18 protein-coding genes and 1 tRNA gene are annotated in these 12,756 nt (G+C 53.5%); 11 read left to right on the top strand and 8 right to left on the bottom strand.

The features are described 5' to 3' along the window. Nucleotides 1-236 precede the first annotated feature (236 nt). Nucleotides 237-1,133, bottom strand: a complete 897-nt coding sequence (gene rpoH / locus GO984_RS10690; protein WP_157022518.1) for an RNA polymerase sigma factor RpoH — start codon at nucleotides 1,131-1,133, stop codon at nucleotides 237-239. A gap of 172 nt (nucleotides 1,134-1,305) precedes the next feature. Further along, entirely contained in the window at nucleotides 1,306-2,124 is an 819-nt protein-coding gene (locus GO984_RS10685; RefSeq protein WP_157022517.1) for a LysR family transcriptional regulator, read from the bottom strand. Between the two features lie 101 nt (nucleotides 2,125-2,225). Here GO984_RS10685 and GO984_RS10680 point away from each other — a divergent pair, with 101 nt between their 5' ends. After that, nucleotides 2,226-2,648, top strand: a complete 423-nt coding sequence (locus GO984_RS10680) for a hypothetical protein (RefSeq protein WP_157022516.1) — start codon at nucleotides 2,226-2,228, stop codon at nucleotides 2,646-2,648. Between the two features lie 84 nt (nucleotides 2,649-2,732). Here the strand turns inward: GO984_RS10680 and GO984_RS10675 are convergent, their stop codons facing one another. Beyond that, nucleotides 2,733-3,770: an RluA family pseudouridine synthase gene (locus tag GO984_RS10675; RefSeq protein WP_157022515.1), complete on the bottom strand. Its 1,038-nt coding sequence runs from the start codon at nucleotides 3,768-3,770 to the stop codon at nucleotides 2,733-2,735. Between GO984_RS10675 and GO984_RS10670 the strand changes: the two genes are divergently transcribed. The 3 genes from GO984_RS10670 to GO984_RS23625 all read left to right on the top strand — a co-directional run bounded on the left by GO984_RS10670 (nucleotide 3,769) and on the right by GO984_RS23625 (nucleotide 5,209). Beyond that, a complete protein-coding gene (locus GO984_RS10670; RefSeq protein WP_157022514.1) occupies nucleotides 3,769-4,068 on the top strand; it encodes a DUF6476 family protein in 300 nt (99 codons plus the stop codon). The genes GO984_RS10675 and GO984_RS10670 overlap by 2 nt on opposite strands. Before the next feature lie 142 nt (nucleotides 4,069-4,210). Further along, a complete protein-coding gene (locus GO984_RS10665) occupies nucleotides 4,211-4,960 on the top strand; it encodes a substrate-binding periplasmic protein (RefSeq protein WP_167740294.1) in 750 nt (249 codons plus the stop codon). 117 nt (nucleotides 4,961-5,077) lie between these two features. Then, nucleotides 5,078-5,209 (top strand): DUF6476 family protein, encoded by a 132-nt coding sequence (locus tag GO984_RS23625; RefSeq protein WP_245231073.1) that lies wholly within the window; start codon nucleotides 5,078-5,080, stop codon nucleotides 5,207-5,209. 15 nt (nucleotides 5,210-5,224) lie between these two features. Here the strand turns inward: GO984_RS23625 and GO984_RS10660 are convergent, their stop codons facing one another. After that, nucleotides 5,225-5,809 carry a hypothetical protein gene (locus GO984_RS10660; protein WP_157022512.1) on the bottom strand — a complete coding sequence of 195 codons (585 nt, stop codon included), beginning with the start codon at nucleotides 5,807-5,809 and terminating at the stop codon, nucleotides 5,225-5,227. 179 nt (nucleotides 5,810-5,988) lie between these two features. Between GO984_RS10660 and GO984_RS10655 the strand changes: the two genes are divergently transcribed. Beyond that, a complete protein-coding gene (locus GO984_RS10655; protein ID WP_157022511.1) occupies nucleotides 5,989-6,321 on the top strand; it encodes a hypothetical protein in 333 nt (110 codons plus the stop codon). A 54-nt stretch (nucleotides 6,322-6,375) separates the two neighbouring features. Here GO984_RS10655 and GO984_RS10650 read toward each other — a convergent pair. Beyond that, nucleotides 6,376-6,452 (bottom strand) — tRNA-His (locus tag GO984_RS10650). Between the two features lie 43 nt (nucleotides 6,453-6,495). Continuing rightward, nucleotides 6,496-6,978 (bottom strand): GNAT family N-acetyltransferase, encoded by a 483-nt coding sequence (locus GO984_RS10645; RefSeq protein WP_157022510.1) that lies wholly within the window; start codon nucleotides 6,976-6,978, stop codon nucleotides 6,496-6,498. Between the two features lie 88 nt (nucleotides 6,979-7,066). Between GO984_RS10645 and GO984_RS10640 the strand changes: the two genes are divergently transcribed. From GO984_RS10640 to GO984_RS23930, 3 genes are all read left to right on the top strand, one after another. Beyond that, the gene (locus GO984_RS10640; RefSeq protein ID WP_157022509.1) at nucleotides 7,067-7,255 is read left to right on the top strand and encodes a DUF6324 family protein; all 189 of its coding nucleotides are present in this window, start codon (nucleotides 7,067-7,069) and stop codon (nucleotides 7,253-7,255) included. 383 nt (nucleotides 7,256-7,638) lie between these two features. Then, nucleotides 7,639-7,938, top strand: a complete 300-nt coding sequence (locus GO984_RS10635) for a hypothetical protein (protein WP_157022508.1) — start codon at nucleotides 7,639-7,641, stop codon at nucleotides 7,936-7,938. Next, nucleotides 7,926-9,500: a methyl-accepting chemotaxis protein gene (locus GO984_RS23930; protein WP_157022507.1), complete on the top strand. Its 1,575-nt coding sequence runs from the start codon at nucleotides 7,926-7,928 to the stop codon at nucleotides 9,498-9,500. Before GO984_RS10635 ends, GO984_RS23930 begins: the two co-directional genes overlap by 13 nt. Nucleotides 9,501-9,571: 71 nt before the next feature. Here the strand turns inward: GO984_RS23930 and GO984_RS10625 are convergent, their stop codons facing one another. Further along, a complete protein-coding gene (locus GO984_RS10625; RefSeq protein ID WP_157022506.1) occupies nucleotides 9,572-10,045 on the bottom strand; it encodes an MmcB family DNA repair protein in 474 nt (157 codons plus the stop codon). Between the two features lie 119 nt (nucleotides 10,046-10,164). Here GO984_RS10625 and GO984_RS10620 point away from each other — a divergent pair, with 119 nt between their 5' ends. The 3 genes from GO984_RS10620 to GO984_RS10610 all read left to right on the top strand — a co-directional run bounded on the left by GO984_RS10620 (nucleotide 10,165) and on the right by GO984_RS10610 (nucleotide 12,243). Beyond that, complete coding sequence (locus GO984_RS10620; RefSeq protein ID WP_138162208.1) at nucleotides 10,165-10,476, top strand: ArsR/SmtB family transcription factor; 312 nt, start codon at nucleotides 10,165-10,167, stop codon at nucleotides 10,474-10,476. After that, nucleotides 10,473-10,895, top strand: coding sequence for an SRPBCC family protein (locus GO984_RS10615; RefSeq protein ID WP_157022505.1), 423 nt, complete (start codon nucleotides 10,473-10,475; stop codon nucleotides 10,893-10,895). The genes GO984_RS10620 and GO984_RS10615 overlap by 4 nt, the downstream gene beginning before the upstream one ends. 331 nt (nucleotides 10,896-11,226) lie before the next feature. Continuing rightward, entirely contained in the window at nucleotides 11,227-12,243 is a 1,017-nt protein-coding gene (locus GO984_RS10610; RefSeq protein WP_157022504.1) for a Hint domain-containing protein, read from the top strand. Nucleotides 12,244-12,308: 65 nt separating this feature from the next. Here the strand turns inward: GO984_RS10610 and GO984_RS10605 are convergent, their stop codons facing one another. Beyond that, complete coding sequence (locus tag GO984_RS10605) at nucleotides 12,309-12,635, bottom strand: hypothetical protein (RefSeq protein WP_157022503.1); 327 nt, start codon at nucleotides 12,633-12,635, stop codon at nucleotides 12,309-12,311. Nucleotides 12,636-12,756 lie beyond the last annotated feature (121 nt).

Here is a 12,756-nt window from a genome sequence, read left to right as displayed (position 1 = left end):
GCCAGCCAGACAGCCAGATACCCACTCTTACATGATGATTTCAGCCAGCCACGCCAGCCAGGGCATATGACCCTCGCCAGCCGGTGATCTTTCGCACAATAGCCAGCTACCCCGCCAGCCTTCGTGCTTTTCTGTCCGGTGCGTTTAGACGATCTCAGGTTTAGAATTGAGAACGGGCATGAAAAAGGGCGATGCTATTGCACCGCCCTTTTCTATCCAACATCGATGCACCCGGATCAGGCTGTGGCCAACATACCTTTGGCCTGCGCCAATTCACGCATCTTGGTTTGCAGCTTCTCAAAAGCGCGCACCTCAATCTGACGGATCCGCTCGCGGCTAACATCATATTGCCCGCTCAGCTCTTCCAACGTCTTGGCTTTTTCAGCCAACCGCCGCTGGGTCAGAATATCCTTCTCACGGTCGTTCAGCACATCCATCGCTGCTGCCAGCAGCTCACGCCGTGCCTCCAGCTCGTCGCGTGCCTCATAGTCGCCAGCCTGATCAGCGTCTTCGTCTTCCAGCCAATCCTGCCACTGCATGGTGCCTTCGCCTTCGGACCCAACCGTGGCATTCAACGACGCATCCCCACCCGACATCCGCCGGTTCATCGAGATCACCTCAGCCTCGGTCACACCCAGATCAGTGGCGATCCGCTTGACGTTCTCGGGGCGCATATCGCCATCTTCCAACGCACCAATACGGGCCTTGGCTTTACGCAGGTTAAAGAACAGCTTCTTCTGCGCCGAGGTTGTGCCCAGTTTCACCATCGACCACGAGCGCAGGACGTATTCCTGGATCGAGGCACGGATCCACCACATTGCATAGGTCGCCAGACGGAAACCCTTTTCCGGGTCAAACCGCTTAACAGCCTGCATTAGTCCAACGTTGGCCTCTGAAATCACTTCGGCCTGGGGCAACCCATAGCCACGATATCCCATAGCAATTTTTGCCGCCAACCGCAGGTGCGAGGTGACCATGCGGTGCGCCGCACCGCTGTCTTCCTTTTCCACCCAGGCCTTGGCCAGCATGTATTCTTCTTCTGGCTCCAGCAGCGGAAACTTACGAATTTCCTGCATGTAGCGGTTTAGACCGCCTTCGGGTGTTGGGGCCGGTAGGTTCTTATAGTTCGCCATTTGGTGTGCCTCTCCCTAATGTATAAGGACTTAACATGTCAGCATATGGGTCAGCATTGTGTCCCTTTCAAGGGGTGCTGTTACTTTCTGATACCCTATCACGGGAAACACCGTCTGTGACCTGCTTCACAGGGATGTGCAAATAGTTGCCAGATCATGCTCTGCTCTCAGGCTACTGCATTACTTCAATCAAGAACTGTGCGCAGTCGCGCGCAAATACGGTCTTTCGGGCGGATATCCCAAGTGTTCGAAAGACCTGCGGTGCATTGCGCAAGGGTCGCAGAACGACATGTGCATGTGCACCGTCGTGCGACATCGGTACAAAGGCAATGCCAAGCCCCGCCGCCACAAGGTCCAGGACCTGTTGATCATGAACCGCTTGGGCCAGCGGCAAGGGAGGCAGCTCGGGCTCGCTCGGCAACCTGTCGGCATTGGGACAATACGGGCGGTGGATCCGCGCCTCCCCTGCCAATTCGGCAAGATCGACGCTCTCCCCGTCAACAAGCGGATGCTGCCGATTCAGTGCGACCCCATAGGGATCACGGCGCAGCGGCTGAAACGTATGGCTCTCCGGAGCACATCCATCACAAACAAACGCCAAATCAGCCTCGTCAACATGCGGCGTAAAGCCAAGGAACAGCTCTGGGTGGGCCCGCTTCAGCAAGTTTATCCCTGCTGCAAACGGGGTAATCAGCACATCCGGGTGGCAATATATCCGCAGATCGCGGCGGGTCTCTGGCTGTAGTCGATGTACCACCCCGCTGAGTTGGGCAACGCTTCCTGACACTTCGGCATAAAGCCGATCGCCCAGTGGGGTCGCAGTCAACCCGCGTCGATGACGATGGAACAAACTGCCCCCGACCAGCACCTCCAGCTTTTGGATCGCAGCCGAGATCGTCGGCTGGCTCACTCCATTTGCCTTGGCCGCATGGCTGAACGAACCGGTTTCAAAAGCGCTCAGAAAATACTTCAACGGTGTCAATTCCAACATAGCCAATGCCTATGCTGCCTATAGTTGATGCCAGAATATCTTATATCTGAAAGTTCTGCCACTTCTTTGATTACTCCAAGTACAACCAAAGGAATGTCTCAATGCTCCCGAACCAATCCCCTACCAGCGCCATTGAAAGTTTACTGCGCAAGTTTGTCGCCAACGACCCTACACTGATCAGCTATATGGCGCCTGACATCGACTTTCGCATCGACCACTTTCGCGATGAATCAGACGCGAGCTGGCAAGTCGGCAAAGGTATGAAAGACATTGGCCAAATTCTCACCCGTTTGGCCTCTGACATTTTTCCAAAAGGCACCGAAGCATTGGCAATCACAACCCAGGCGCTGCCGCAAGACGGCTGGATGTTCACCACCTTTGAGCAAAAGTTCTTTTACGGGGTGCGCGGGCGTATCTGCACGAGTGTGACCCTTATCTTGTCTCACGAGAGCAACGGCCAAGTTGACTATTTTCGCGAGACTGTAACCAACATCGTCAATGTCGACGAGGCTCCCCAAGCCTAACCGCCATAGTTTACAGGATGCTCACCCTCATCCCCGCTTCAGGCTCTGCCCGAAGCGGTTCATTTTAGCCGCGAGGTTCTGAAATCAAGCCCCAGCCGACAGCCGCAGTTTCACCATCAGCGCTTCCATGTCTTCCGGCATTGGCGCTTCAAACCGCATTTCCTCACCGGTAACCGGATGCACAAACCCCAATACCGCTGCATGCAATGCCTGACGTGGAAATGCCCGCAATGCGTCGTGTGCCGCCGGGGCCAGTGACTTGGCTGCCAGCTTGCGTTTACCACCATAGGTCGGATCGCCCACCAGCCCGTGGCCTGCATGGGCCATATGCACGCGGATCTGATGAGTACGACCCGTTTCCAACCAACATTCAACTAAGGCTACGACGCCCGGGTTGCCAAAGGGTTCAACAATCCGTGCCCTCGTCACCGCATGGCGCCCGCCCTGAAACATCACCGCCTGTTTCTGGCGGTCATGCTTGTGTCGTGCCAGCTGGGTGGTCAGCTTCAGAATATTGCCTGGCTCAAAACTGGTGCCTTTGATCCCGCGCAGACGGGGATCGTTGGCATCCGGCACACCGTAACAAATGGCCCGGTAGTAGCGTTCAACAGTGTGTTTCTCGAACTGCTTTGCCAGCCCCTGATGCGCAACATCCGACTTGGCCACCACCAGCAACCCGCTGGTTTCCTTGTCGATACGGTGCACGATACCGGGACGTTTCACGCCCCCTACCCCTGACAGGTTTTCACCACAGTGATGCAACAACGCATTCACCAAGGTACCCGACGGCGTGCCCGGTGCCGGGTGCACCACCATGCCAACCGGTTTGTTGACCACAATCAGATCATCATCTTCATAGACAACATCCAATGAGATATCTTCAGGACCAATATGGCTGTCTTCGGCTTCCTCGACGCTGACAACAATCACCGCGTCTTCGGCCACCTTGGCCTTGGGATCATCGACCACAACGCCATCCACAGTGACGGAACCAGCGACAATCAGCCGGGCCAGCCGGGTGCGCGACAGGGTTGCTTCTGCTGGCACATCTCGCGAAAGCGCCTTATCAAGCCGGTTAGGCGGATTATCCGCAATGACAAACTCAATTTGGCGGCTGCCCATGACACGTCCTTCCGAACCCGAAATCCAAGAGCCACCACAGCTGAAATTCCTGCGGCGGCTGGTGACCACGCTCACCGCGGTCATGATTGGCGGGCTTGTAGTGGTTATCAGCCTGCTTGTCATCCGTTTGTCTGATAAAGGCGTGACACTTCCCGAAAACATCACCCTGCCCGATGGCACCACACCTACAGCCGTGACCTTTGGCAACGGCTGGATCGCCGTGGTCAGTAATGACAATCGCATCCTGATCATGGATGCCACCAGCGGCGAACTTCGCCAGACAATTGACATCGACTAAAGCAACCCAACAGGCGCGCGTCTTTCTGCACTTTTAGGCCTCACCGTGAACACTGCTTGATTCATCGCGCAGATGGACACAACATGTGCAAATGAAGCCATAAGCTTCGATACGAACAAAGCTCGAAATGAATGAGTTGCAGATGATCAAAACCAAGAAGCTGTCAGCCTTTTTTGCCATAATTTGCTTCGCATTACTTGGTAATCCGGCAAAGTCACAGGAGCTCGACTTTGCGACCATGGATCTGGTTCCCTATGCCTTGCGCGATGACTCCAGTGGTCGCCCTGGTCTGATCGTCGAAATCAACAAGATGATAGCCGAACAGGCCAATGTCTCAATCACCGACGAAATCCTACCGATTGCCCGGGCTCTGAAAAATCTGGAACATGGCGTCACCGACTGCGCAGTAATTGCTCTTACCCCATGGAGCGAAGAGAACTTTATTCCAATAGCTGAGGTGTTGGACAAATTCGATGGTACGGTTGTCACCCGAGCGGGGCTTCCCATCTCAAAAATCGAAGACCTGCACGGACAGCGGCTCGCAATACCGCGCGGGAGCTTCCGGAAATTCCCCATTTCTACAGACCCGAAAATCGAACGCGTGCTGACAACGGGCTACGAGCAAAGCGTACGCTTATTAAAGGCTGGTCGCGTTGACGCAATTGCTGGTTCCGAAATCAGCCTTTTCTTCTATCTCCACTCCGAAGAAATGGATCAACAAGATATCGGCGGCATCTTACCCTTCCTGCAGTCCTCACTGTGGCTGCATTGCGCCAAAGGACAAGTCTCGCCCGAAGCAAGAGAGCGGCTTAAACAATCGACAAACTCATTAAGAGATCGAGGTATTTTCAAGAGGCTGTTGAAATCCTACATCCCCGAAGATTTCAGCTAGATCTATGTCACACTGAAACTTGGAATTCCGAAGCAACGACCAGTTAAACCAGCGCATACCCTCATGTGCTGACGGCGCGATAATGAGCAGATGTAGCATCTTTGAAACTTCAGTTGTGTGAAGGGGGATACCACCCCCACCGCCGTGACCTTTGGCAAAGGCTGGATTGCAGTTGTCAGTGGCAACGACCAAATCCTGCTTCTGGACGTCGGCAGCGGTGAACTGCGTCAAACCATGCCTATCGAATAAGACCAGCCTATACGATTATGATCGCAACAGCACTTTGGTTGAATCTATAGCCTGAGAAATCTGGGCATATTGAATGGACCGGCTGTTGGACCCTTCAGCGCTGCGCAGCAGCTGTGTCTGCGCCTGTTCAAGAATGGCAATCGCCTGCCGCCCAACCTCAGCTTGTGCCGAACTGGAAACAGGCGTGAGAGCCCGTGTCGTCCGATCTGACGAATCAGTGCGACGCGATGCCGGTGCTGATGGCAGGTTCGGGTCCCTATTTGTGCGCGCCAGCCGGGCCAAATCCGCTGATGTTTCGTTCAAGACCTGACGAACTTCATCGTAATCGCTGCCTTCGGGAATAGTCTCAGACACAACTTGCAGCCGTTCAGCCAGGCAATCAACCCGGTACGCCGCCTTGTCTATTCCACCGCAGAACACCTTGGCTGATGCCAGACTGGAAACGAGTTCGCGGGTAAAATTGATGGAGCCAAAATCTCCGGCAGGAACCACAACTGTATATAAAACATTGAGACTTCCCTGCGCCAGCACCCCTACTGGCAAGTGACCAACAGAGAGGACAGCGAGTGCCAGCCCAACCAAATGAAAACGTTTCGACATGACCCAAACTCCTCATTACGCCAACAACAAACCAACGTCGCCTCGATCAAAATGGATCCATTCCCGTGAAACAAACGGCAACAAAGCGAAAGTTGGAGAACAACACAAATAACGGTGATTACCACAATGCAGTTTCCCGGCTATCATAACCTAATAACCGCCAATGAGGGGTGAGAATTATGTTAAAGGAATATATTAATGCTATTGTGATTGGCGCAGCCGTAATGGCAACAGCTCAAACAGTCAATGCACAGGGGTTGGATCAGGCGTTGAACGAAGCCAAATCTCGTTTAGCCTGCGGCGCTGGAACACCCGTATCTGCCCAGTATATTCCCGGTGGACTATTACAGGTGACATGTCGGCAAAACGTCACCAATGAATCGCTCCCAAACGAGTTACAGGGAACCGGGCTGACCCCTGCTGTAGAGGTCGGGCTAGTAGCAGTCGTGACAACTCTGGTCGTTGTCGCCGGCAGCAGTAGCAGCACAACAACGACAACCACAGGAAACTGATCTCGCGCAGTAAACGTACTGGCTGGCTCATTTTCTGAAACTTCTTAAGTGAAGTGGTACCACCTCCCCGGCTCGAACGGGGGACCTCCTGATCCACAATCAGGCGCTCTAACCTACTGAGCTAAGGCGGCACTGAGGGCGATTTAGCCAACCCCCCAGGCAAATGCAAGGGGCTTAAAGCATAACACGCCAAGTTTGTTCAATCAAATTTACTCCGAAAGAAAACACGGGTTTGGTTTCGGTCTTTTGCCAACCGAATGCCCGGTACAATGACCCAGAGCTGCGACGGCTTTTGTGCGTCCGCAGTACCATCTCGCGATACCCCGCTTGTCGCGAAAACCCCATACAGTCGCGCAACAAGCGTTGCCCCAATCCTTGACCACGGGCCTCAGGGGTAAGTAGGAACAACCGCAAACGGGCAACCTCTCCGGTTTCTCTGATACAAAAGATGCTGCCGATCCTTTGTGAACCTTTGGTGGCAACCCACCCTTTTTCGCATAGTGGGTCATGCGCGCTGCAAAAATGATGCAGAACCCCAGCTATAAGCTCGCCATAGCTGGCATCAAACCCTTCCTCGCGCGCATATAGATCCTGGTGGCGCGCGGCCAGCCAGTGCAAATCGCCAGCAACGAATCGGCGTAAACTCACATCAACCATATGCTATCAAACACCGAAGCATGCTTGTCTTTCAATGGTGCGCGCGGTAGCACCTGCAATCAGCCACCAGTGACCTCAGGAGTGCAAAATGGGTATCAACAGCGAACGTGACATCGAGGCAAATATGCAAATTGGCCCAACCGATGCCGGTATGGTGCGCATTTTTATCGAGGCCGGTGGGGTAGAGATTCCAATGGATTTCGATCCCGACGAAGCTGACGAAATCGCCGAAGAGATCCGCGCTGCTGCACAAGCCGCCCGTCAGGTCAAAGGCTAAAGCCAACATCCGGATCACCACTCTATCGGGTTTCGGCCCGAATAGGATGTGGCCAGTCCCCAGATCCCTTTGCCCTGGCTTGTGGGCATTTCGATTGCATGGCAGTTCGTCTAAAGACAAACCAAAACTGTTTACCTGCCCCTATAGCTTTTGCCGAATTGCGGTTTCAACGTCTGTGAATTCCACATCAACGTTGAGGCCAATGACAGCTATAGCCAACAGGGTTGTTACTGCAAAGAACCCACAAATTCTGGCCACGAGTTAGGCAAAACTCTGATTGTCTTGCCTTTTAAAACTTTAACAAATTAACGACCGAAGTTTGTCACCGTTCTAAACGATTTCAAAACGTTTTCCCTGCAAGGCTCCATTTTGAAGGGAACGCAATGTCAAATGCCATTCTAATCACAGCCGCGGCGGCTCTTGTGATCAGCTCACCAATTTTGGCGCTGCTCTCTCAGGGAAGGCCTCAAGCGGGTGACATTGCCTTGGTGATTGCCGCGCCCTGGGGCGGAAATGCTGCACAGATCGCCGCTCAGGCGGGTTTGCAGGAAATTGCGCCAGCGCGCGCACCTCTCGGAATCCTTGTTGCGTTAGACAACGCTCAAAGTGTCGACCGCCTTTACTCAAACGGAGCTTGGCTGGTCATCGATGGAAAAAAGGTTTTAGAACTATGTTCAATTTGACTCCCGCAACGGGAAATCAGGACACCCCAACACCCCACCTTGCAAGCGAACGCAGAATTCAACAAATTTCAAGTTGGTTGATGATGCCTGCCCCTGCTCTTGCAGCGTTCTACCTGAATGGCTCTGCAAACTGGATGTTGTTTGCTGTCCTAAGCCTGACACTTGGTGGCTTGGCCTATGCTTCAAAGATGATGCCTCATTCGACCCGAGACTACGTGTTGAGTTTCTGTTTCGTCGGACACGGTATCCTGTTTACCGCATCGCTGAGCGGCCATGCTTGGCAGCTTGATGCACATATGCTCTTCTTTGCCACACTGGCAATCGTGTCCACGCTCTCCAATCCGCGTGCCTTGATTTTTGCAACGGTATTGGTTGCTTTGCACCATATTTCATTCAGCGTGCTTCTGCCCAAACTGGTCTACCCCAGTGGTAACATGATGCAGAACCTCGAGCGGACAGTCCTGCACGCGGTCATCGTTCTTTTGGAATCCGGGGTGCTTTTGATCAGCATGCTGAAAAGCAATGCAGCCGACGCAGAACTGAAACGCCAACAAGACACCGCGCGTGAACAGGCCGTCGCTGCTGAACAAGCTCAAGCCATGGCGACCCAGAGCCAGAAAGACGCGGAACATGTTGTTGCTGTTGTTGGTGAACACCTAGGCGAAATGGCAAGCGGGCGGTTAGACTGCACCATCGAAGAGAGTTTCCCCGCAGAATATGACCAGCTGCGAGAGAATTTCAACACCACTCTGGGCACTCTAAAAGAGACCATTGAACAAGTTATGGAATCGACCAACAGCATCAACAACGGTGCTATGGAAATAAGCCGCGCCTCTGATGACCTGTCCACCCGCACGGAAAGCCAGGCTGCAACTCTGGAAGAAACCGCCGCCGCGCTGGAAGAACTGACAGTCTCGGTCACATCAGCAGCCGAAGGTGCGCGCAACGTTGAAAACACGATGGGTGAAGCACGTACTGAGGCAGAAAGCAGCGGCAAGATCGTAAAAGAAGCCGTCTCTGCAATGACTGCCATAGAGGCGTCATCCGCCCAGATTGCTCAGATTATCAGCGTCATCGATGACATCGCATTTCAGACCAACCTGCTGGCCCTGAATGCCGGGGTCGAAGCGGCCCGTGCTGGCGATGCAGGCAAGGGATTTGCCGTGGTTGCGTCCGAGGTCAGAGGGCTTGCGCAGCGCTCAGCAGACGCTGCGACCGAGATCAAAACGCTGATCACCGAAAGTTCGCAACAGGTAGATCACGGGGTTGGTCTTGTTGGCAAAGCTGGTGACTCCATCAGCAACATTGTGCAACGGGTCAACCATATTTCGCAGTTGATTTCCAACATCGCCGAAGGCGCCGTTGAGCAATCAACCGGGTTGGGGGAAATCAACACTGGTGTATCCCAGCTGGATCAGGTGACCCAACAAAACGCCGCCATGGTGGAAGAAGCTACCGCCGCAGGTCATTTGTTGCATTCGGACGCCGTGAAACTGTCCGAACTGATGGGACGTTTTCAGTTGGAACAGTTTCCTCCAATGGTCAACGCAGAGGCCGCCTGACGCCCTAATAAGCAACTAAGAACACATTCGGGCATCTGGTGATCATAGTCAGATGCCCGGAGAGCGCCCTGTTAGGCCCCATCATTTCCGCGCATGATCAACCCACTGTCCTGACCGGGGCGAGGATCACGCAGGCAGTGCAATCGCCGGGCGGCATCACGGGCAATTTTCAACGTCAGCTTTTTGCGCCGTGCTGCTGCGAGCTTGTCTTCTGGGGCCATACGGATCACCTCGGCATCATAGGCATCCGCGATAATCAGCCCAGTACCCTCAGGTAACAGATCGGTTGGAAACTCCGTATCCACTGCCCAAAAGTACCGGTCACACCACTCCAGATATCCCTGCCATTTGCTGTCGGACTGAAAATCCGCACGGCTGGATTTGCATTCGATCACCCAGATCTCCCCCTTTGGACCCAGCGCCATCACATCCACCCGCAACCCTCTTGCTGGGACAAATTCCTCAACCGAAACATAGCCCAAGCTCAGCAGATAGCGCGCCACGCCTCGTGCTAGTTTTTGTCCGGGCTGCAGATCTGCGGTCATGATTGGTAATGTGAACATTTCATGAACAAAAGGCAATAGCTGATCGCGCTTGACGTGATACCATTTGGTATCATACAAAAGAGACACCAAATGGTTTCATATCAACGCGAGAGACTGACATGTCCCAACTTACCTTCCGGGCTCTGGCCGACCCAACCCGCCGCGATATCCTGCAACTCTTAGCAACCCGCGACATGACCATCGGCGAGGTGTCCGAGCAATTCGACATCACCCGCCCTGCGGTCAAAAAGCACCTGACCATCCTGCACGAGGGCAACCTGATCCGCATCCAGGCCAATGGACGCGAGCGGATCAACTCACTGAACCCTGACGGCATGGCGCCGGTTTTTGACTGGCTGAACTACTTTGACACCTTCTGGGATGACCGTCTTGGCGCCCTGAAAACGCTTATTGAAAAGGACATACAATGACTGACCTGACCTTGAACAAATCCATTTACCTGAAAGCTGAACCAACAGTTGTCTGGGAATACCTGACGGATCCAGACAAACTGGCGCTTTGGTTCCACGCCCCCAAAGTCCCGCTGAAGCAGGGTGAACCGCTGTCGATGTATGGCACTGAAAGCGGCGACAAACTGATCTGGGGTGAAGTTCTGGTGGCCCATCCGCCGGAATATCTGGAGTATTCGTTCACCGTCAAACCGATGGGCGACGCGGTTAGCCTGGTGAAATGGACACTGACCCCAGTGGCTGGCGGCACCCGGCTGGCGCTGGAGCACAGCGGCCTACCACAACAGGCCGAAGCCTTTGATCTGATGCTGGCCCTGGATAAAGGCTGGGACGATCATATCAGCCGGATGCGGGCCTCGATCCACGAAGTTACCGCCTGACCCCTTGTCGTAGCTCCCGTCAGCGCCTAAATAGGGGCGTGGCGGGTTCTGCCCCTCTCGTGACAGGCAAGCATTCCAGTGGCCTTAAGCATTTCCAAGGGAGCTGGCTCTGTTTGGATCCTGGTCTAATTACCTGGCGCCCACCTGTACATACAGGTCCTCGGGAATCAAATGTCTGACGGTTGAACTCTGGTGGTCCCGCCACACCTACACCAATTCACGAGCACTTTCTTGGTGCTTATTGATTGTGAAGATGTATCAAAAAAACACAATAAAAATTCACGGAATCGAAATGTAAATCAGACACTTTGGCCTCTCAGGAGATAACCAAATGTCAATTTTTACTTTCACACCACCTGACTATGAATTCGCCGCATCAAGTGGAACGAATGTCAATTTTGATTCCTATTATAGCACCTTTGACTATCCTCCGAATTCAACATCCGATCTAACAATCACGTCAAACATGGGGGACGACAATCCAGCCCTGTTCGAAGTGGGCGAGACTTATGACCTGACTTGGGGTGGTCACGGTGGCGGCACGATGGAAGATGCCATGATCATTCGGAGTGATTATCTCGGGACTGAACAAGGCGCGATTGTATTCGAAGGAATCAACTCGAACACTGGCGAGCTGTATCAGATGATGTGGACGCCGAATTTTGATCTGGAGCAATGGTTCTGGGACAATGGCGGCGCTTCGAACCCGCCCGGTTTTTATACATCTGAACAAGATTCCGATAGCTACCTATATCCATGCTTTGCAGCCGGTACATGTCTCAAAACGCCGGGCGGATCAGCGCGCGTGGATGATCTGCGGCCCGGGCACATGGTCACAACGCTGGACAATGGTCCGCAAAAGATACTGTGGATGGGTAAGCGGACCATTCTGGGCGTAGGAAAGTCAGCGCCCGTTGTGATCAATCCAGGTCTGCTCGACAACGAACAAACCCTGGTCGTTTCCCAACAGCACAGAATAATGCTCAGCTCAAAACAAGCCGATCTGCATTTTGGCGAAAATGAGGTCTGGGTTCCGGCCAAATCACTAATAAACAATACGAAAATCCACATCGAAAACCGAAAATCGGTGACGTACTACCATATTCTATTGGCGCAGCACGACGTTTTACTTGCAGACGGTCTTTCGACTGAGAGCCTGTATCTTGGTGACGTGGCCAAAGGATTGATTGGCCTTCAGGCAAGGGAGGAAATCGCTCAGATTGTCCCGGCTACACAGAAGATGCACAGCTCTCGCCTGATGCTGACCACAACTGAAGCGGCACTTCTTGCAACGACTATGGGGATCAGCCCCCCCCAAAAAAAACAGGTCAGAAACAAAGCCGCATAGCGTCTCAACGGCCTGAGCATAGGCTCAATCGGGTCAGGTGGTCTTGAGCTTGTGCAGCGACCGAATTAGCGGTTGCGAAAATGCTGCGGCTTTCGGTCAGAGGATTTAACAGGCACCGGAATGGCCAGAAATTCATGCGCAGCAGGTGTACCACCACGAGGGCCACTGTCCTTTTCAGCCAGTGCCATCACCGCCCAGCCAAACTGCACACCGGCAAACACAATTCCATTCATGAACCACAGGATAAACACCGCCAGCAGCCCCGCATCACTGGTAGATACCAGATGCCACAGGTTCATCACATTGAACCACAACAGCATCCCAACAAAGGCCGCCGCGATGGCAAACCCAATGGCCACATTGCGAATATAGAGCGTGATCAGCTTAGGCATTTATGTGTCTCCGTTTAGCAGATTAGAGGTTAGCACTCTGCAGACCAAGGTCTAGCCAAATAAGAAAATTTCGGCGGATTTTGTCGCTCCACTCGTTATACTCTGACCAAGTGCCGCAGGC

It is taken from the genome of Parasedimentitalea huanghaiensis (assembly GCF_009753675.1).
In the GTDB taxonomy this organism is placed as follows: Bacteria; Pseudomonadota; Alphaproteobacteria; order Rhodobacterales; family Rhodobacteraceae; genus Parasedimentitalea; species Parasedimentitalea huanghaiensis.
This window is presented reverse-complemented; position numbering and strand designations above follow the sequence as displayed.

What these genes read in the sequence shown, in the direction of transcription:
- rpoH (WP_157022518.1), bottom strand. Translation starts at nt 1,133, where the DNA reads ATGGCGAACTATAAGAACCTACCGGCCCCAACACCCGAAGGCGGTCTA.
- GO984_RS10685 (WP_157022517.1), bottom strand. Translation starts at nt 2,124, where the DNA reads ATGTTGGAATTGACACCGTTGAAGTATTTTCTGAGCGCTTTTGAAACC.
- GO984_RS10680 (WP_157022516.1), top strand. Translation starts at nt 2,226, where the DNA reads ATGCTCCCGAACCAATCCCCTACCAGCGCCATTGAAAGTTTACTGCGC.
- GO984_RS10670 (WP_157022514.1), top strand. Translation starts at nt 3,769, where the DNA reads ATGACACGTCCTTCCGAACCCGAAATCCAAGAGCCACCACAGCTGAAA.
- GO984_RS10675 (WP_157022515.1), bottom strand. Translation starts at nt 3,770, where the DNA reads ATGGGCAGCCGCCAAATTGAGTTTGTCATTGCGGATAATCCGCCTAAC.
- GO984_RS10665 (WP_167740294.1), top strand. Translation starts at nt 4,211, where the DNA reads ATGATCAAAACCAAGAAGCTGTCAGCCTTTTTTGCCATAATTTGCTTC.
- GO984_RS10660 (WP_157022512.1), bottom strand. Translation starts at nt 5,809, where the DNA reads ATGTCGAAACGTTTTCATTTGGTTGGGCTGGCACTCGCTGTCCTCTCT.
- GO984_RS10655 (WP_157022511.1), top strand. Translation starts at nt 5,989, where the DNA reads ATGTTAAAGGAATATATTAATGCTATTGTGATTGGCGCAGCCGTAATG.
- GO984_RS10645 (WP_157022510.1), bottom strand. Translation starts at nt 6,978, where the DNA reads ATGGTTGATGTGAGTTTACGCCGATTCGTTGCTGGCGATTTGCACTGG.
- GO984_RS10640 (WP_157022509.1), top strand. Translation starts at nt 7,067, where the DNA reads ATGGGTATCAACAGCGAACGTGACATCGAGGCAAATATGCAAATTGGC.
- GO984_RS10635 (WP_157022508.1), top strand. Translation starts at nt 7,639, where the DNA reads ATGTCAAATGCCATTCTAATCACAGCCGCGGCGGCTCTTGTGATCAGC.
- GO984_RS23930 (WP_157022507.1), top strand. Translation starts at nt 7,926, where the DNA reads ATGTTCAATTTGACTCCCGCAACGGGAAATCAGGACACCCCAACACCC.
- GO984_RS10625 (WP_157022506.1), bottom strand. Translation starts at nt 10,045, where the DNA reads ATGACCGCAGATCTGCAGCCCGGACAAAAACTAGCACGAGGCGTGGCG.
- GO984_RS10620 (WP_138162208.1), top strand. Translation starts at nt 10,165, where the DNA reads ATGTCCCAACTTACCTTCCGGGCTCTGGCCGACCCAACCCGCCGCGAT.
- GO984_RS10615 (WP_157022505.1), top strand. Translation starts at nt 10,473, where the DNA reads ATGACTGACCTGACCTTGAACAAATCCATTTACCTGAAAGCTGAACCA.
- GO984_RS10610 (WP_157022504.1), top strand. Translation starts at nt 11,227, where the DNA reads ATGTCAATTTTTACTTTCACACCACCTGACTATGAATTCGCCGCATCA.
- GO984_RS10605 (WP_157022503.1), bottom strand. Translation starts at nt 12,635, where the DNA reads ATGCCTAAGCTGATCACGCTCTATATTCGCAATGTGGCCATTGGGTTT.